Source organism: Pseudomonas sp. SC3(2021) (assembly GCF_019856535.1).
GTDB lineage: Bacteria > Pseudomonadota > Gammaproteobacteria > Pseudomonadales > Pseudomonadaceae > Aquipseudomonas > Aquipseudomonas monsensis.
In genome coordinates, this window is record NZ_CP082236.1 from 440750 (window position 1) to 458045 (window position 17296).

15 protein-coding genes are annotated in these 17296 nt (G+C 59.8%); 10 read left to right on the top strand and 5 right to left on the bottom strand.

What is annotated here, in order from left to right:
* Window positions 1-113 precede the first annotated feature (113 nt).
* Window positions 114-836 carry a tellurite resistance TerB family protein gene (locus K5Y35_RS02105; protein ID WP_123464997.1) on the bottom strand — a complete coding sequence of 241 codons (723 nt, stop codon included), beginning with the start codon at window positions 834-836 and terminating at the stop codon, window positions 114-116.
* 219 nt (window positions 837-1055) lie between these two features.
* Between K5Y35_RS02105 and K5Y35_RS02110 the strand changes: the two genes are divergently transcribed.
* The 8 genes from K5Y35_RS02110 to K5Y35_RS02145 all read left to right on the top strand — a co-directional run bounded on the left by K5Y35_RS02110 (window position 1056) and on the right by K5Y35_RS02145 (window position 11270).
* Complete coding sequence (locus tag K5Y35_RS02110) at window positions 1056-1970, top strand: LysR family transcriptional regulator (protein ID WP_123464995.1); 915 nt, start codon at window positions 1056-1058, stop codon at window positions 1968-1970.
* A 100-nt stretch (window positions 1971-2070) separates the two neighbouring features.
* Complete coding sequence (locus K5Y35_RS02115) at window positions 2071-3558, top strand: gamma-aminobutyraldehyde dehydrogenase (RefSeq protein WP_222833580.1); 1488 nt, start codon at window positions 2071-2073, stop codon at window positions 3556-3558.
* Between the two features lie 83 nt (window positions 3559-3641).
* Window positions 3642-4793, top strand: a complete 1152-nt coding sequence (gene ydcS / locus K5Y35_RS02120; RefSeq protein ID WP_186745068.1) for a putative ABC transporter substrate-binding protein YdcS — start codon at window positions 3642-3644, stop codon at window positions 4791-4793.
* Between the two features lie 395 nt (window positions 4794-5188).
* Entirely contained in the window at window positions 5189-6226 is a 1038-nt protein-coding gene (locus K5Y35_RS02125) for an ABC transporter ATP-binding protein (RefSeq protein WP_123464989.1), read from the top strand.
* Window position 6227: 1 nt separating this feature from the next.
* Window positions 6228-7163 carry an ABC transporter permease gene (locus K5Y35_RS02130; RefSeq protein WP_222833581.1) on the top strand — a complete coding sequence of 312 codons (936 nt, stop codon included), beginning with the start codon at window positions 6228-6230 and terminating at the stop codon, window positions 7161-7163.
* Entirely contained in the window at window positions 7153-7980 is an 828-nt protein-coding gene (locus K5Y35_RS02135; protein WP_222833582.1) for an ABC transporter permease, read from the top strand. Before K5Y35_RS02130 ends, K5Y35_RS02135 begins: the two co-directional genes overlap by 11 nt.
* 166 nt (window positions 7981-8146) lie before the next feature.
* Window positions 8147-9571, top strand: a complete 1425-nt coding sequence (locus K5Y35_RS02140; RefSeq protein ID WP_222833583.1) for a gamma-aminobutyraldehyde dehydrogenase — start codon at window positions 8147-8149, stop codon at window positions 9569-9571.
* 217 nt (window positions 9572-9788) lie between these two features.
* Window positions 9789-11270: an APC family permease gene (locus tag K5Y35_RS02145; RefSeq protein WP_222833584.1), complete on the top strand. Its 1482-nt coding sequence runs from the start codon at window positions 9789-9791 to the stop codon at window positions 11268-11270.
* A 59-nt stretch (window positions 11271-11329) separates the two neighbouring features.
* On the opposite strand, the gene K5Y35_RS02150 is transcribed toward K5Y35_RS02145, so the two are convergent.
* Both K5Y35_RS02150 and K5Y35_RS02155 read right to left on the bottom strand, forming a co-directional pair.
* Window positions 11330-11887: a hypothetical protein gene (locus tag K5Y35_RS02150; protein ID WP_222833585.1), complete on the bottom strand. Its 558-nt coding sequence runs from the start codon at window positions 11885-11887 to the stop codon at window positions 11330-11332.
* A gap of 5 nt (window positions 11888-11892) precedes the next feature.
* Window positions 11893-12474 carry a ComF family protein gene (locus K5Y35_RS02155; protein ID WP_222833586.1) on the bottom strand — a complete coding sequence of 194 codons (582 nt, stop codon included), beginning with the start codon at window positions 12472-12474 and terminating at the stop codon, window positions 11893-11895.
* Between the two features lie 484 nt (window positions 12475-12958).
* On the opposite strand from K5Y35_RS02155, the gene K5Y35_RS02160 reads away from it, so the two are divergent.
* Entirely contained in the window at window positions 12959-13465 is a 507-nt protein-coding gene (locus K5Y35_RS02160) for a Bro-N domain-containing protein (protein ID WP_222833587.1), read from the top strand.
* Window positions 13466-13515: 50 nt separating this feature from the next.
* On the opposite strand, the gene K5Y35_RS02165 is transcribed toward K5Y35_RS02160, so the two are convergent.
* The gene (locus K5Y35_RS02165; protein ID WP_123464975.1) at window positions 13516-13701 is read right to left on the bottom strand and encodes a hypothetical protein; all 186 of its coding nucleotides are present in this window, start codon (window positions 13699-13701) and stop codon (window positions 13516-13518) included.
* A 403-nt stretch (window positions 13702-14104) separates the two neighbouring features.
* Here K5Y35_RS02165 and K5Y35_RS02170 point away from each other — a divergent pair, with 403 nt between their 5' ends.
* Window positions 14105-15733, top strand: coding sequence for a glucan biosynthesis protein D (locus K5Y35_RS02170; protein ID WP_222833588.1), 1629 nt, complete (start codon window positions 14105-14107; stop codon window positions 15731-15733).
* Window positions 15734-15935: 202 nt separating this feature from the next.
* Here the strand turns inward: K5Y35_RS02170 and K5Y35_RS02175 are convergent, their stop codons facing one another.
* A complete protein-coding gene (locus K5Y35_RS02175) occupies window positions 15936-17042 on the bottom strand; it encodes an NADH:flavin oxidoreductase/NADH oxidase (protein WP_186745049.1) in 1107 nt (368 codons plus the stop codon).
* Between the last annotated feature and the right edge of the window lie 254 nt (window positions 17043-17296).

Here is a 17296-nt window from a genome sequence, read left to right on the forward strand (position 1 = left end):
GATGCCTGGGGTCAATCCTGCGATGAGGATCACAAAGGCTGAGCCAACAAGCCCCCGTTCGCGAAGGTCAATGACTGGTCGGCATTGACCTCAACGCGATGTAACCTGAAAGGTTACTGGGTCGCTTGTCGCACCTGCTTTTCAAGCTCGGTTTTCAACCCCGGTTCAAGTTTGAGTTGGCGCGCCAATTCATCGAGATAGGATTTCTCCATGAAGTTTTCCTCGTCCACCAGCATCACGCTGGCGATGTACATTTCAGCGGCCATTTCCGGCGTGCTGGCAGCGCGAGCAACATCCGTCGGGTCGAGGGGTTTGTTGAGCTCGGCGTGCAGCCAGTGCTGCAGTTCCTGGTCGTTGTCGAGCTTGGTGAATTCACCTTCGATCAGTTGGCGTTCACGATCGTCGATGTGGCCGTCGGCCTTGGCGGCGGCGACCAGGGCTTTGAGGATGGCCTGACTGTGTTGCTCGGCTTGCGCCGCAGGGAGGCGATCGAGGGTCTGCGGCTCACGTTGCGGGGTCAGGCCTTTCTGCGCGTTCCAGTTGCCGTAGGCTTTGTAGGCGAGCACACCCAACGCAGCGAGACCACCGTAAACCGCGACTTTGCCACCGACCTTGCGGGCCTTTTTGCTACCGATCAACAAGCCCATGGCACCCGCCGCCAAGGCACCACCGCCCGCGCCGGAGAGCAAGCCACCGAGGCCGCCGGAGCCTGAAGAACCGCCAAGCAAACCGCCCAGACCGCCGGCAGCCGATTTGTTCTGCGCCGCGCCGGCCTTGTTCTGCAACAGATCCTGGCCAGACTTGAGCAATTGATCGAGTAATCCACGGGTGTTCATGTTCCGCCTCCAAACAGGGGTTATCCGGATCTACAAGGCCCTCAGCCTAGATCGAAAGTGCCTCCGCCCGGCGTTCGAGTGTGCTTCCAGATGTTGCTCAACACCTCTGTGGCGAGGGAACTTGTTCCCGCTGGGCTGCGAAGCAGCCCCACTCTGCATCTAAAAAACAGATATACACTCAGGCCAATCTATAAAAACCGCCCACTGGGTACCCTTCTCATGATGACCCTGCGTCAGATCCGTCACTTCATCGCCGTGGCCGAAACCGGCTCGATCTCCGCCGCTGCGCAAACCGCGTTCATTTCCCAATCGACCCTGACGTTAGCGATCCAGCAACTGGAGGAGGAAATCGGCGTCAGCCTGTTCAGCCGGCACGCCAAGGGCATGACCCTTACACATCAAGGTCATCAATTCCTGCGCCAGGCGCACCTGATTCTGGCCACCGTGGATAATGCCAAGCGCAGCCTGCAACAGAGCACCGATCAGGTCGCCGGACAGTTGATCGTCGGTGTGACCAGTCTGGTCGCCGGTTATTACCTGGCGGATTTGCTCACCCGTTTCCAACGTGCCTATCCCAACGTGGAGATTCGGGTGATGGAAGATGAACGCCCCTACATCGAGCATTTGCTGGTCAGCGGCGAGATAGATGTCGGCGTGCTGATCCTGTCCAACCTTGAAGACCGCCATGCCTTGCAGACGGAAGTGCTGACTCATTCACCGCATCGTTTGTGGCTACCGGCCCAGCATCCGCTGCTGGAACACGACAGCATCAACCTCGCCGACGTCGCCGGCGAGCCGCTGATTCAGCTCAACGTCGACGAGATGGATCGCAATGCCCAACGTCTATGGCGTGGCGCCGGGCTGCAACCCAAGATCACCCTGAGAACCGCATCCACCGAGGCCGTGCGGAGTCTGGTCGCCGCCGGTTTGGGGGTGTCGATTCAGCCGGACATGACCTATCGCCCATGGTCACTGGAGGGCGACATCATCGAAGCGCGACCAATCGCCGACCTTAACCAGACCCTTGACGTCGGGCTGGCCTGGCGTCGCGGCACCGCGCGGCCGGCACTGGTAGACCCCTTCCTCACCGTCGCCCGCGAACAACCCCACGGTGGACGCAAGCCATCTATTTAATCGAATGCCACCTTCAGTATTTAGAATTTGTCGACCTCGGAGCCGCGCACTAGTCTTGCTGCATCTATAAGACGGTCGGCTCCCGGGTACGGGAGCAACAATGGCCACACAAGAAAAGAGATCGCGGAAAATGGCTGGCGCGCAAACCCCGATGTGTACCGCGTTGTTGATCGACGGCGAACTGGTCGCCGGGCAGGGTTTTGTCGAACCGATCCTCAACCCGGCCACCGGAGAAATCCTTACGCACATCGCCGAGGCCAGCACTGAGCAGGTCGAAGCCGCCATCCTCGCCGCCCATCGCGCCTTCGCCGAATGGTCGCGCACCACACCGCAGCAACGCTCGAACCTGTTGCTCGATATCGCCAACGCCGTTGAAAAACACGCCGACCACCTCGCCCGTCTCGAATCGTTGAACTGCGGCAAGCCGTTGCACTTGGCGCGTCAGGACGATCTGACCGCCACCGTCGATGTGTTTCGCTTCTTCGCCGGCGCCGTGCGCTGCCAGACCGGTCAGCTCAGCGGCGAATACCTGCCGGGCTACACCAGCATGGTGCGCCGTGATCCGATTGGTGTGGTCGCCTCGATTGCGCCGTGGAACTACCCGATCATGATGGCCGCGTGGAAGATCGCCCCGGCCCTCGCCGCCGGCAACACGCTGGTGTTCAAACCGTCCGAACACACGCCGTTGTCGATCCTCGCGCTGGCGCCAGCACTGGCCGAAATCCTGCCGCGTGGAGTGATCAACATCATCTGCGGCGGTGGCGAAGGCGTCGGCAGCCATTTGGTCGGCCACGCGAAGGTGCGCATGGTCTCGCTGACCGGCGATATCGTCACCGGCCAGAAGATCCTGCAGGCTGCGGCGAAAACCCTGAAACGCACGCATCTGGAACTCGGCGGCAAAGCGCCGGTGATTGTCTGCAATGACGCCGACATTCAAGCGGTGGTCGACGGCGTGCGCACCTACGGTTACTACAACGCCGGCCAGGACTGCACCGCCGCCTGCCGGATCTACGCGCAGGCCGGGATTCACGACAAACTGGTCGCCGAACTCGGCGCCGCCGTCGGTAGCCTGCGTTTCGCCGGCAAACGCGATGCCGACAACGAGATCGGCCCGCTGATCAGCACCCGCCAGCGCGACCGCGTTGCCAGCTTCGTCGAGCGCGCCCTCGGTCAGCCGCATATCGAGCGCGTGACCGGTGCGGCGGTGCATTCCGGTGCCGGCTTCTACTATCAACCGACCTTGCTCGCCGGTTGCAAACAGACTGACGAAATCGTCCAGCGCGAAGTGTTCGGCCCGGTGGTCACCGTGACCCGTTTCGACGAGCTTTCGCAGGCCGTCGACTGGGCCAACGATTCGGAATACGGCCTCGCTTCGTCGGTGTGGACGCAGAATCTGGACAAGGCGATGCAGGTCGCCGCCCGCTTGCAGTACGGCTGCACGTGGATCAACAGCCATTTCATGCTGGTCAGTGAAATGCCCCACGGCGGACTGAAACGTTCGGGTTACGGCAAAGACTTGTCCAGCGACTCGCTGCAGGACTACAGCGTGGTGCGGCACATCATGGCCCGCCACGGCCAGCATCTCTGACTACGCTAATAACAAGCCGCCAACGGCATGCTGTACCGCGTTCACAACTGCCCCGACCATAATTTAAAGAAGAGGGTTCAACCATGTTCGTGCACAAGACCGCACTGTTCAGTGCAATCACCACGGCTTTGCTGGCCAGCGCCAGCCTGCAAGCCGCCGAGCCGCTGAAGGCCGTCGGCGCCGGCGAAGGTCAGCTGGATATCGTGGCGTGGCCGGGTTACATCGAACGTGGCGAAAGCGACAAGGCCTACGACTGGGTGACCGGTTTCGAGCAGGAAACCGGCTGCAAGGTCAACGTGAAGACCGCCGCCACTTCTGACGAAATGGTCAGCCTGATGGCCAAGGGCGGTTACGACCTGGTCACTGCGTCGGGCGATGCGTCGCTGCGGTTGATCGTCGGCAAGCGCGTGCAACCGATCAACACTGCGTTGATCCCGAACTGGAACACCCTCGACCCGCGCCTGAAAGATGCGCCGTGGTACGTGGTCAACAAGCAGACCTACGGCACCCCGTACCAGTGGGGCCCGAACGTGCTGATGTACAACAGCAACGTGTTCAAGACACCGCCGACCAGTTGGAACGTGCTGTTCGACGCGCAGAACTTCCCCGACGGCAAGCCAAACAAGGGCCGCGTGCAGGCGTATGACGGGCCGATCTACATTGCCGACGCGGCGCTGTACCTGAAGACCGCCAAGCCTGAACTGGGGATCAAGGACCCGTATCAACTCACCGAAGATCAGTACAAAGCCGTGCTTGAACTGTTGCGCCAGCAGCAGCCGCTGATCCACCGCTACTGGCATGACACCACGGTGCAGATGAGCGACTTCAAGAACGAAGGCGTGGTCGCGTCCAGCGCCTGGCCGTATCAGGTCAACGGTCTGATCAACGAGAAGCAGCCGATCGCCTCGACCATCCCGAAAGAAGGCGCCACCGGCTGGGCCGACACCACCATGCTGCACGCCGAAGCCAAGCACCCGAACTGCGCCTACAAGTGGATGGACTGGTCGTTGAAACCGAAAGTCCAGGGTGATGTGGCGGCGTGGTTTGGTTCGTTGCCAGCGGTGCCAGCGGCGTGCAAGGAGAGCGAATTGCTCGGCGCTGAAGGTTGCAAGACCAACGGTTTCGACCAGTTCGACAAGATCGCCTTCTGGAAAACCCCACAGGCTGAGGGTGGCAAGTTTGTGCCTTATAGCCGCTGGACTCAGGACTACATCGCGATCATGGGCGGGCGCTAAGCCCGGGAGCACCTCGGTCGAGCTTCCTTTCCCCCTTGGGGGAGAGGGCTGGGGTGAGGGGGTAGCTTTTGACTTTGCTCTTGATTGAAGGGCAATGGCCAATAAAGCCACCCTCACCCCCCGCCCTCTCCCGGAGGGAGAGGGAGCTAAGAGCGGATCGCATCTCGCTCGCCGAATGAGGGCGCTAAAAGCGGATCGCATTTCGCCCGCCGAATGAGGGCGCTAAGAGCGGATCGCATCTCGCCCGCCGAATGAGGGCGCTAAGAGCGGATCGTATCTCGCTCGCCGCATGAGGGTGCTAAGAGCGGATCGCATTCACCGTTAGATGTTTCAGTTTTTTCAGAAGTCCAGGCAGGGCCGCTGCGACGGCCCGCGCCTTTTTGGAGCACCGCACCATGACGCTTGCAGTCCAGTTCACCAACGTTTCCCGGCAGTTCGGCGAAGTGAAGGCCGTTGACCGGGTTTCCATCGACATCCAGGACGGCGAGTTCTTTTCCATGCTCGGCCCATCCGGCTCGGGCAAAACCACGTGCCTGCGCCTGATTGCCGGTTTCGAACAACCGAGCGCCGGCTCGATCCGCATCCACGGCGCCGAGGCGGCGGGTCTGCCGCCGTACCAACGTGACGTCAACACCGTATTCCAGGATTACGCGCTGTTCCCGCACATGAACGTACTGGACAACGTCGCCTACGGTTTGAAGGTCAAAGGCGTGAGCAGAACCGAGCGCCATAAACGCGCTGAAGAGGCGTTGGACATGGTCGCCCTCGGCGGTTACGGGGCACGCAAGCCAGTGCAGTTGTCCGGCGGTCAGCGCCAACGTGTCGCCCTCGCCCGCGCGCTGGTCAATCGTCCGCGCGTGCTGTTGCTGGATGAACCCCTTGGTGCTCTCGACCTCAAGCTGCGCGAGCAAATGCAAAGCGAACTGAAGAAACTGCAGCGCCAACTCGGCATCACCTTCATCTTCGTCACTCACGACCAGACCGAAGCGCTGTCGATGTCCGATCGCGTCGCAGTCTTCAACAAGGGCCGCATCGAACAGGTCGACACTCCGCGCAATCTGTACATGAAACCGACCACCACATTCGTCGCCGAATTCGTCGGCACCTCGAACGTGATTCGTGGCGACCTGGCACGCCAGCTCAGCGGCCATCCGCAGCCGTTTTCGATCCGCCCGGAGCATGTGCGTTTCGCCGAAGGCCCGCTGGCCGCCCACGAGATCGAAGTCAGCGGCCTGCTCCACGACATCCAGTATCAGGGCAGTGCCACGCGCTATGAACTGAAGCTGGAAAACGGCCAGACCCTGAGCATCAGCCACGCCAACAATCAGTGGCTCGACAGCAGCGCGCAGCATCAGACAGGCCAGCGCCTCAGCGCACGCTGGGCGCGAGAAGCGATGGTTGCACTGCACGACACCGTTGCCGGCGAGGTGTGAGATGAGCACGCTCGCGATGACTCAATCGCCGCCCTTGCGCCGGTTTTCCAACCTGCTCTATCGCAAGCCCAACCTGTATTTGTCGCTGCTGCTGGTGCCGCCGTTGCTGTGGTTCGGCGCGATCTACCTCGGTTCACTGCTGGTGCTGTTGTGGCAGGGTTTCTACACCTTCGACGACTTCACCATGGCGGTCACCCCTGACCTGACACTGGCCAATTTTGCCGCGCTGATTCAGCCGTCGAACTTCGACATCATCCTGCGCACGCTGAGCATGGCCATCGTTGTGTCAATCGCCAGCGCCATCGTCGCGTTCCCGATTGCCTACTACATGGCGCGCTACACCACCGGCAAGACCAAGGCGTTTTTCTACATCGCGGTGATGATGCCGATGTGGGCCAGTTACATCGTCAAGGCTTACGCCTGGACGTTGCTGTTGGCCAAGGGCGGCGTGGCGCAGTGGTTCGTGCAGCACCTGGGGCTGGAGCCGGTGTTGCAGTTCATCCTCGGCATTCCCGGCGTGGGCGGCAGCACCTTGTCGACCTCGCATCTGGGGCGGTTCATGGTGTTCGTCTACATCTGGCTGCCGTTCATGATTTTGCCGATTCAGGCGTCGCTGGAGCGCTTGCCGCCGTCGCTGTTGCAGGCTTCCGCCGACCTCGGCGCCAAGCCGCGCCAGACGTTCATGCAGGTGATTTTGCCGCTGTCGATTCCCGGGATTGCGGCGGGTTCGATTTTCACTTTTTCGCTGACCCTGGGCGACTTCATCGTGCCGCAATTGGTCGGGCCGCCCGGCTACTTCGTCGGCAGCATGGTCTACGCGCAGCAAGGTGCGATCGGCAACATGCCAATGGCGGCGGCGTTCACGCTGGTGCCGATTGTGTTGATCGCGGTTTACCTGTCCATCGTCAAACGTCTGGGGGCCTTCGATGCGCTCTAATTCAGAAAAGCAGGGGGACAAAGCCTCTCCAGGCCTGAAAATCGCGGCCTGGGGCGGGTTGGTGTTTCTGCACTTCCCGATCCTGATCATCTTCCTCTACGCCTTCAACACCGAAGAGGCCGCGTTCAGTTTTCCGCCGAAGGGCTTCACGTTGCACTGGTTCAGCGTGGCGTTTTCGCGGCCGGACGTTTTGGAGGCGATCAAGCTTTCATTGCAGATCGCAGCCATTGCCACGTTGATTGCGATGGTGCTCGGCACCTTGGCTTCGGCAGCGCTGTACCGCCGGAATTTTTTCGGCAAGCAGGGCATTTCGCTGATGCTGATCCTGCCGATTGCGCTGCCCGGGATCATCACCGGGATTGCCTTGCTGGCGACGTTCAAGACGCTGGGGATCGAGCCGGGGATGTTCACCATCATCGTCGGCCACGCGACCTTCTGCGTGGTGATCGTCTACAACAACGTCATCGCCCGTCTGCGCCGGACTTCGCACAGTTTGATCGAGGCCTCGATGGACCTCGGCGCCGATGGCTGGCAGACCTTCCGCTACATCATCCTGCCGAACCTCGGCTCGGCGTTACTGGCGGGCGGCATGCTGGCGTTCGCGCTGTCGTTCGACGAAATCATCGTCACCACGTTTACCGCCGGGCATGAACGCACGTTGCCGTTGTGGCTGCTCAATCAGCTGAGCCGGCCACGGGATGTGCCGGTGACCAACGTCGTCGCCATGCTGGTGATGATGGTGACCATGTTGCCGATCCTCGGCGCGTATTACCTGACGCGCGGTGGCGAGAGCGTCGCCGGCAGTGGCGGTAAATAAACATCCAACAGACACCCAAAATCCCCCTGTGGGAGCGAGCCGGCTCGCGAAGAGGCCGTCACACCCGACATTGATGTCGACTGATACACCGCTTTCGCGAGCAAGCTCGCTCCCACAGGGCTCTCGATTCGGCCAGAACAATAAAAGTGTTAGTGAGGACAAAATCATGCAAACCAGACTCTTGATCAACGGCCAACTGGTCAACGGCGAAGGCCCGGCGCAAGCGGTGCTCAACCCTTCCCTCGGTGAAGTATTGGTGAAAATCAATGAAGCCTCCGAGGCCCAGGTCGATGCCGCCGTACGCGCCGCCGACAGCGCTTTTGCCGACTGGTCGCAAACCACGCCGAAAGATCGCTCGCTGCTGCTGCTCAAACTCGCCGACGCCATCGAAGCCCATGGCGAAGAACTGGCGAAACTCGAATCTGCCAACTGCGGCAAACCCTACAGTGCCGCGCTGAATGACGAGATCCCGGCAATCGCCGACGTGTTCCGCTTCTTCGCCGGCGCCAGCCGTTGCATGAGCGGTTCGGCGGCTGGCGAATACCTGCCCGGCCACACCTCGATGATCCGCCGCGACCCGGTGGGCGTGATCGCCTCCATCGCACCGTGGAACTACCCGCTGATGATGGTCGCCTGGAAAATCGCCCCGGCCCTCGCTGCCGGTAATACCGTGGTGCTCAAGCCGTCGGAACAAACCCCGCTGACCGCGCTGCGTCTGGCCGAACTGGCGTCGGACATCTTCCCGGCCGGTGTGCTCAATCTGGTGTTCGGTCGTGGTCCTACCGTGGGCAGCCCGCTGGTCACGCATCCGAAAGTGCGCATGGTCTCGCTGACCGGCTCGATCGCCACCGGTTCGAACATCATTTCCAGCACCGCCGACAGCGTCAAACGCATGCACATGGAACTGGGCGGCAAGGCGCCAGTGATCATTTTCGATGACGCTGACATCGACGCTGCGGTTGAAGGCATCCGTACCTTTGGTTTCTACAACGCCGGGCAGGATTGCACCGCTGCGTGCCGGATCTACGCACAGCAAGGCATCTACGAACAGTTCGTCGAGAAGCTCGGCGCAGCGGTCAGCAGCATCAAATACGGCTTACAGGATGATCCGTCCACCGAGCTGGGACCGCTGATCACTGCGCAGCATCGCGACCGCGTCGCCGGGTTTGTCGAACGTGCCGTGGCGCAGCCGCACATCCGTTTGATCACCGGTGGCAAGGCTGTTGAGGGCAACGGTTTCTTCTTCGAACCGACGGTGCTGGCCGACGCGCAACAGGATGACGAAATCGTCCGCCGCGAAGTGTTCGGGCCGGTGGTCTCGGTGACCAAATTCACCGATGAAGCGCAGGCGCTGGAGTGGGCCAACGATTCGGACTACGGCCTCGCCTCCTCGGTGTGGACGGCGGATGTAGGACGCGCACATCGCTTGTCCGCCCGTTTGCAGTACGGCTGCACCTGGGTCAACACGCACTTCATGCTGGTCAGCGAAATGCCCCATGGCGGTCAGAAATTGTCCGGCTACGGCAAGGACATGTCCATGTATGGGCTGGAGGACTACACCACGGTTCGGCATGTGATGTTCAAGCACTAAAAGCATCGCCAGCAGGCTGGCTCCTACAGGGACCGCATTCCAAATTGTAGGAGTGAGCCTGCTCGCGATGGCGTCACCCCGGCTTCAAGGCAGAAACCGGCTCTGCGCACCACCAGGATTCAACACCTGACAATAACTACCGACCCGGGCGGCGCCCACCCAGCCCCGCCACGGCCTCGGCCATCCGAAATCTGCCGATTTCACGGAGCAAACACACATGAGTGCCTCACCCGATCTCGCCGCCGTTGCCGACAGCGATGCCGAACAACTGCGCCAGCTGGGCTACACCTCAAACTTCAACCGCAGCATGAGCCTGTGGGAAAACTTCGCTTTGGGCTTCACTTATCTGTCACCGGTTGTAGGGGTTTATACCCTGTTCGGCCTGTGCCTCGCCGCCGGCGGTCCACCGATGTTCTGGGCTTACTTGCTGGTCGGTTGCGGCCAGTTACTGGTGTGCCTGATCTTCGGCGAAGTGGTTTCGCAGTTCCCGATTTCCGGTGGCGTTTACCCTTGGGCGCGCCGTTTAGTGGGCAAGAAATGGGCGTGGATGGTCGGCTGGATCTACTCCATCGCCCTGTGCGTGACAATCGCTGCAGTCGCCGTCGGTGCCGGCCCATACCTGGCGGCAATGATGGGTTTTGAGCCGAGCAACAACACCAACATCATCATCGCCCTGGTGCTGACCCTGTTCGCCACGCTGGTCAATCTGAGCGGCACCAAAGCACTGGCGCGGATCGCCATGTTCGGCTTCCTCTGCGAACTGGTCGGCGCAGTGATCGTCGGCGTTTACCTGCTGATCTTCGAACGTCACCAACCGTTGAGCGTGCTGTTCAACACCTTCGACATCAGCGTCGACGGCTCGTACCTGCCGGCATTTCTCACCGCCTCGCTGGCGGGGATGTTCCTGTACTACGGCTTCGAGGCCTGTGGCGACGTCGCCGAAGAAACCCCGAACCCCAGCGCAAAAATCCCGGTGGCGATGCGCATGACCATCTACATCGGCGGCATCGCGGCGATGTTCGCCTGCCTCGCGCTGATCCTCGCCGTGCCGGACATGCAAGCAGTGATCAACGGCACCGACAAGGACCCGGTCACCACCATCCTCAACAACGCCTTCGGCCCAATCGGCTCGAAAGTGGTGATGGGCGTGGTGATGATTTCCTTCATCTCCTGCGTCATCAGCCTGCAGGCCGCCGCGAGCCGTCTGCTGTACTCCTACGCTCGCGACGAAATGGTCATCGGCAGCCGCCTGCTGAAAAAGATTTCTCCTACGACTCAAGTGCCGGTTGCCGCACTGTTCGTGTCCGGCGTCCTGCCCGCCCTGATCATCGCCCTCGGCTTCTTCCTGCAAGACGCCGTGGCCACCATCGTCAGCTTCGCCGCCATCGGCATCTACCTCGCGTTCCAGATGATCGTCCTGGCCGCGCTGTACGCCCGCAGCAAAGGCTGGAAACCGAGCGGCAAATTCACCCTCGGCGCCTGGGGCTGGCCGGTGAACATCGGCGCGCTGGTGTACGGCGTCGGCGCAATCATCAACATGGCCTGGCCACGTACGCCGGATGCGGCGTGGTACGTGAACTATGCGATGGTGTTGAGCACCGCGATCGTGATTGGCTTGGGGCTGGTTTATATGTGGATTGGCAAGCCGTATGACCATGGGAAGGCGCCGGCTGGGGATGCTTGGAAGGTGAGTCGCTAAGAGCCTGCGATCCCGGTACCGTCAAGGTGCCGGGGTTCAGGAAAGCCCAGAAAAAAACATCAAAAAGAAAGCTCTGCCTGATCGTGCTTCAACAGGGAAATACGGTCGAACAGTTTGATTTTTTCGTTGGCCTTTTGCTTGGCGTGATCGGACATGAATGCAATCAACTCTTCGAGCTGACTGACGTCTCCGACCACTTTGAACTCCTTTTCCTTGTTGACGAAAACAAGCGATTTCTTCTTTCTCGATAACAGTTCAATGACATTGCTGAGCGTGCCGGTGCTCTTTGCATCCCAGATCATCAAGCCGTAGTCGGCTGCTTCGGCCATGACGACGTCTTTCTCGGTGAAGAAAGCTCTCGACCCTTTCGAATGTTTGGAGTCGACTGTTCTGGCGGGCCACTGTCCAAGGTTATTCCTCGGAGCAGAACCGCTGCAGAACACCGTGGTTCTGGATCGTTCGAGACTCAGCAGGTGCAACTGAATGGAGGTATCGACGCCCCCAGCATCACCCACCACCACCTCAAAATCTGACGCTACGATATTATTGATGCGCTCTTTAACCTTCGGATCAAGGTTCTTGATGTTGATAGAGCCGGCAATAAATACAGTGGTCATTGAGTTCACTTCCAAGTTAGCGCTGCGACGTAAATTTTCCCTACCTTCGGATATTTACGCAAAACAGCGCAGGCCGCGTCCATGGACGCCCCGCTATCAAACAAATCATCTACAACCAAAACATTCCAGCACCCATCGGTGGTGATTTCATCATTGACGCTGAAACTGTCTCCAATCGCGGCAACCTTGTCGGCTTTGGAATGTAAATCCTTGAGCGACTTTCCCGTGGTCGCTTTTCGAAGCAAATCCGAGAAAACCGGCCGACCGATAATTCGTCCCAACGCCAGGGCAACCTCAGTTACCGGTTGTCGCTGACGAATATTTGAAGCAGGCATAGGCACTACAAACCCGACCTGATCCAGTTTTGGGAACACATTTGTCGCTACTGCCTGAGCAAGTGGGCTGACCTGAGTCCAGTCCTTCTGGTATTTGAGCTGGTAGGTCGCCTCGCCAATCTCAGTGCGCTGATTATCGAAGCACGGGTGTCCGCGATCATCGTTGCCAAGAAAGGTACTACTTACCATGTGTTTGTCCAGCACCCAGCCCTGATCCCAAGGGCCGTTGATCTGCTTGAGAGACACCTTCATTGAATTCTCCGTTATTCGTCACAATCCTTTGAACCCTGAGACCAAGGGCCGAGCATCTGCAGCGATGCGCAAGATTCAAACAAATAACGGAAAAACACTGGTTAGGGGCCGATTCGCTGGCACCAATGCAAAAACAGGCATTTCCTACAGACACAGCCTTCCTGAAAAAGCCCCGTTTCCTACGCTGCACGTCCACAGGGTAGACTTGTCGCCGCAAGCGCCTGACCGATAGGCTTTATCCCGTCGCTGCTAATTCAGCGACCCGGGGTCGAAGCCGGAAACTGTCAACGCGGTGCTTGCATGCCCTCCATTGAACTGTGGCTGTCACAGCTTCAGTTTTGCTTTATGGCGGGCCGTGTGGCGCGGGCCTTCTGGCTTTTCCGTGTTTGACTGGAAGTATCCCGACTTCGAACGCCACACGGTTCGCCACCCAACTTGTCGAAGAGTTGATGGCGACTTTCCTACTCAAATCGGAAGTCACTACATGTCTGCGCAAATCCAAAATTCATCGTCGACCCACTTCACCCCCACAATCTTCACCCGCCACAACCGCTTCCTCCACGCCTTCATGCAAGACCACGAAGCCTGGTTCTGCGTGCAAGATCTCGGCCGCTTGATGGGTTACCCCCTGAACGAACGCCTCACCCTGAAACTCGATCCCGACCAACGTCGCCATGTCCTCCTACGTCGGGACGGCGAAATCGTCGATTGCGCGATGGTCAGCGAGTCCGGCCTGTTTGCCCTGCTCGTCCATCACTTCGTCCCGGAAAACCGTCACCTGCGCCAATGGCTGAGCCATGAAGTCATCCCGATGCTGCGCGAAACCCAATCAAGCCCTGTGGAAAACCACCCGAGCCTGAGCTCAATGCATTGGGCAGGCGTCACGGTGCCGTTGCTGCACTGGCACCAGCAGGCGTGGGTCAAATGGCGGGATGTGCCGGAGTTGATGCACGGCCAGCGGCCGTATCCAGTACTGGGAACGTGTAGCTGATCCAAATAAAAAAGGGGCGGACCTTTCAGTCCGCCCCTGTTTATTTCCACTCAAAACCGCGAAACACTCCGCATCGCATCCACCAGATAGCGCATCGCAATCCGATCCCCTTCTGATAGCTCTCGATAACGCTCCACCAGTTTCAGTTCGTCGGAGCTCAACCGACGTCTTTTGCGGCCGCTGCCGAGGCAGGGAAAGATGCCCAACATTTCGGTGATGCCTTGTATTTTTGCCATGGACGATGTCCTTCTCTAATACGTCAAAGAACTGCTAAACCACCACATCGCCCTGCCCCTTACAGCAGTGTCGTGTGCCTCACCGGTTCTTCTGGTCACACCGGTCATGCCCATAGAATAGAAATTAAATCGGCGCTGAAAAGCAGTTTTTAGAGTAATTAGTCGAAAAAAGCAGATATGCCGTGTAAATCAGAACGCCCTGTCAGACTTTTAACCGACATGTCTTGTTTCATTGACACACTGGCGTAGTGAATCAACGAATTTTGCTCGGCGAGCGAACCGTTTAAGCTAGCCGGCATCTGTTTATAGTCCGTTGCGTTTGGCCGAAGGCTTGTCCGAACCGTTATTTCTGATCCAGCACGTGCCAGGAAAGGCGCGGGATTGCACACGACAGGTTGTATTTATGCACCGCAGGAATTTGCTCAAAGCGTCCATGGCCATTGCGGCTTACACCGGTCTTTCGGCCACCGGCCTGCTGGCCACCCGTGCGTGGGCGGCCAATGGCGGCGCCGCCGATGGCGAGGCGCAGGCGTTCGACTTCGAAGCGCTGAAGCGCCAGGCCAAGCAACTGGCCGGCAACGCTTATCAGGACACCAAACAGGTGCTGCCGCCGACACTGGCGACCATGACCCCGCAAAACTTCAACGCGATCCGCTACGACGGCGAGCATTCGTTGTGGAAGGAGAACAAGGGTCAACTGGACGTGCAGTTCTTCCACGTCGGCATGGGTTTCCGTCAGCCGGTGCGCATGTACAGCGTCGATCCCAAGACCCGCACCGCCCGCGAGGTGCATTTCCGTCCGACACTGTTCAACTACGAGAACACCTCGGTCGACACCCAGCAGCTCAAGGGCGACCTGGGTTTTGCCGGCTTCAAACTGTTCAAGGCACCGGAGCTGGATCGCCATGACGTGGTGTCGTTCCTCGGCGCCAGCTATTTCCGTGCGGTGGATGCGACTGGCCAATATGGCCTCTCCGCTCGCGGCCTGGCGATCGACACTTACGCCAAGAAGCGCGAAGAATTCCCTGACTTCACCAAATTCTGGTTCGAGACGCCGGATCAGAACGCCACGCGTTTTGTCGTCTACGCCCTGCTCGATTCGCCGAGTGCGACCGGCGCCTACCGCTTCGACATCGACTGCCAGGCCGAACGCGTGGTGATGGAAGTCGACGCCCACATCAATGCGCGCACCGCCATCGAACAACTGGGCATTTCACCGATGACCAGCATGTTCAGTTGCGGCACTCACGAACGCCGCATGTGCGACACCATCCACCCGCAAATCCACGACTCCGATCGCCTGGCGATGTGGCGCGGCAACGGCGAGTGGATCTGCCGCCCGCTGAACAACCCGGCGACCCTGCAGTTCAACGCTTTTGCCGACAAGGATCCGAAAGGCTTCGGTCTGGTGCAGACCGACCATGAGTTCGCCAACTATCAGGACACCGTCGACTGGTACAGCAAGCGCCCAAGCCTGTGGGTCGAACCGACCACAGCATGGGGCGAAGGCTCTATTGATCTGCTGGAAATTCCTACAACCGGCGAAACCATGGACAACATCGTCGCGTTCTGGACGCCGAAGAAACCGGTGGCGGCCGGCGACTCGCTGAATTACGGCTACAAGCTCTACTGGAGCGCACTGCCGCCGGTCGGCACGCCATTGGCGCGGGTGCATGCAACCCGTTCCGGCATGGGCGGCTTCACTGAAGGCTGGGCACCGGGCGAGCACTACCCGCCGGTGTGGGCCCGCCGTTTTGCCGTGGACTTCACTGGCGGCGGTCTCGAGCGCTTGCCGCAGGGCACCGGGATCGAACCGGTAGTCACGTGCTCGAACGGCAAGGTGCAGGATTTCAGCGTGCTGGTGCTCGATGACATCAAGGGTTACCGGATCCTGTTCGACTGGTACCCGACCAATGACAGCGTGGAGCCGGTGGAACTGCGTTTGTTCATTCGCACCAATGACCGCACGCTGAGCGAGACCTGGTTGTACCAGTACTTCCCGCCGGCGCCGGACAAGCGCAAGTACCCTTGATGATTTGAGGCGCCTGCACGGGCCTCATCGCTGGCAAGCCAGCTCCCACAGTGATGGGTGTTGATCACAGATTTTGCGTACGCCACCAAATCTGTGGGAGCTGGCTTGCCAGCGATGGCGGCAGCATCGCAGCGAAAGACAAACAGACAAAACAAAGCCCCGGCCATCACTGACCGGGGCTTTTTGCTTTATTGCGACTCACTCAATCGCGCAAGTCTGACTCGTGAATCGGCTGATCACGATGAGTGGCGCGCTGATATTGCGCCGGCCACACCGCTTTGCGCCCGCCCAGATCATCGTCGGCGTGCAGCGGCCAGTACGGATCACGCAGTAGCTCACGGGCGAGGAAGATGATGTCGGCCTGACAGGTGCGCAGAATGTGCTCGGCCTGCGCCGGCTCGGTAATCATGCCCACGGTGCCGGTGGCGATGCCTGACTCCTTACGGACACGTTCGGCGAAGCGCGTCTGATAGCCCGGCCCCACTGGAATCTCGGCATTCGCTGCGGTGCCACCCGAAGACACATCAATGAGATCCGCGCCAAGCGTGTGCAGCCGTCGCGCCAGCTCCACGGTTTCATCCGGGTTCCAGCCGTCTTCCACCCAGTCAGTGGCCGATACGCGGACAAACACCGGCAATTCCTCAGGCCAGACCGCCCTCACCGCCTCGGTGACTTGCAGCACCAGGCGAATGCGGTTTTCAAACGAACCACCATATTGATCGCGGCGCTGATTGCTCAGTGGCGAAAGAAACTGATGCAGTAGATAACCGTGCGCGGCATGCACCTCAACCACACTGAAACCCGCCGTCAACGCTCGTTTGGCAGCATCGACAAAGGCCTGAATGACATCAGCGATCTGCCCTTCATCCAGCTGTTTCGGTTGCGTGTGTTGCGGGTCGAAAGCAATCGGCGAAGGCCCGACCGGAGTCCAGCCGCCATCATCGGGTTTGACGCTGCCATGCTTGCCGATCCACGGCCGATGGGTGCTGGCCTTGCGCCCGGCGTGGGCCAGTTGGATGCCGGCGACCGCGCCTTGGGACGTAATAAATCGGGTAATGCGTTGCAGCGGTGCAATCTGTTCGTCGTTCCACAGACCGAGGTCTTCAGCGGTTATCCGCCCGTCGGCGGTGACCGCCGTGGCTTCGGTGAAGACCAGGCCGGCGCCGCCGACGGCGCGACTGCCGAGGTGCACCAGATGCCAGTCGTTGGCCAGGCCGTCGACGCTGGAATACTGGCACATCGGCGACACGGCGATGCGATTGGGCAGGGTCAGTTGGCGAAGGGTGAAGGGTTCAAGCAGCAGACTCATGGGGCACCTCTCGAATCAGTGGGCAGGCTCCAGGGTTCTGTTTGAATAGTCGACGAGTGACAGGAAAAAGGTACAACACCCGCCCCCGCGGGCAAAACATTCGACAAGACGTCACAAGGCCAATCAAGCAGTGCTTAGAGCCTAGTCGACAACTGAGGAGGAGGCAGGGTTCAGAGTAATTCTGTGTGTGAAAGTCGGCCTTCGCGAGCAAGCCCGCTCCTACACCAGTTGGGAGCGGGCTTGCTCGCGAATGG

Bases quoted from the DNA above. Each gene is read 5' to 3' on its own strand.
- K5Y35_RS02160 (WP_222833587.1), top strand. From the start codon at position 12,959: ATGTCTGCGCAAATCCAAAATTCATCGTCGACCCACTTCACCCCCACA.
- K5Y35_RS02165 (WP_123464975.1), bottom strand. From the start codon at position 13,701: ATGGCAAAAATACAAGGCATCACCGAAATGTTGGGCATCTTTCCCTGC.
- ydcS (WP_186745068.1), top strand. From the start codon at position 3,642: ATGTTCGTGCACAAGACCGCACTGTTCAGTGCAATCACCACGGCTTTG.
- K5Y35_RS02105 (WP_123464997.1), bottom strand. From the start codon at position 836: ATGAACACCCGTGGATTACTCGATCAATTGCTCAAGTCTGGCCAGGAT.
- K5Y35_RS02175 (WP_186745049.1), bottom strand. From the start codon at position 17,042: ATGAGTCTGCTGCTTGAACCCTTCACCCTTCGCCAACTGACCCTGCCC.
- K5Y35_RS02140 (WP_222833583.1), top strand. From the start codon at position 8,147: ATGCAAACCAGACTCTTGATCAACGGCCAACTGGTCAACGGCGAAGGC.
- K5Y35_RS02130 (WP_222833581.1), top strand. From the start codon at position 6,228: ATGAGCACGCTCGCGATGACTCAATCGCCGCCCTTGCGCCGGTTTTCC.
- K5Y35_RS02115 (WP_222833580.1), top strand. From the start codon at position 2,071: ATGGCCACACAAGAAAAGAGATCGCGGAAAATGGCTGGCGCGCAAACC.
- K5Y35_RS02110 (WP_123464995.1), top strand. From the start codon at position 1,056: ATGATGACCCTGCGTCAGATCCGTCACTTCATCGCCGTGGCCGAAACC.
- K5Y35_RS02170 (WP_222833588.1), top strand. From the start codon at position 14,105: ATGCACCGCAGGAATTTGCTCAAAGCGTCCATGGCCATTGCGGCTTAC.
- K5Y35_RS02145 (WP_222833584.1), top strand. From the start codon at position 9,789: ATGAGTGCCTCACCCGATCTCGCCGCCGTTGCCGACAGCGATGCCGAA.
- K5Y35_RS02135 (WP_222833582.1), top strand. From the start codon at position 7,153: ATGCGCTCTAATTCAGAAAAGCAGGGGGACAAAGCCTCTCCAGGCCTG.
- K5Y35_RS02125 (WP_123464989.1), top strand. From the start codon at position 5,189: ATGACGCTTGCAGTCCAGTTCACCAACGTTTCCCGGCAGTTCGGCGAA.
- K5Y35_RS02150 (WP_222833585.1), bottom strand. From the start codon at position 11,887: ATGACCACTGTATTTATTGCCGGCTCTATCAACATCAAGAACCTTGAT.
- K5Y35_RS02155 (WP_222833586.1), bottom strand. From the start codon at position 12,474: ATGAAGGTGTCTCTCAAGCAGATCAACGGCCCTTGGGATCAGGGCTGG.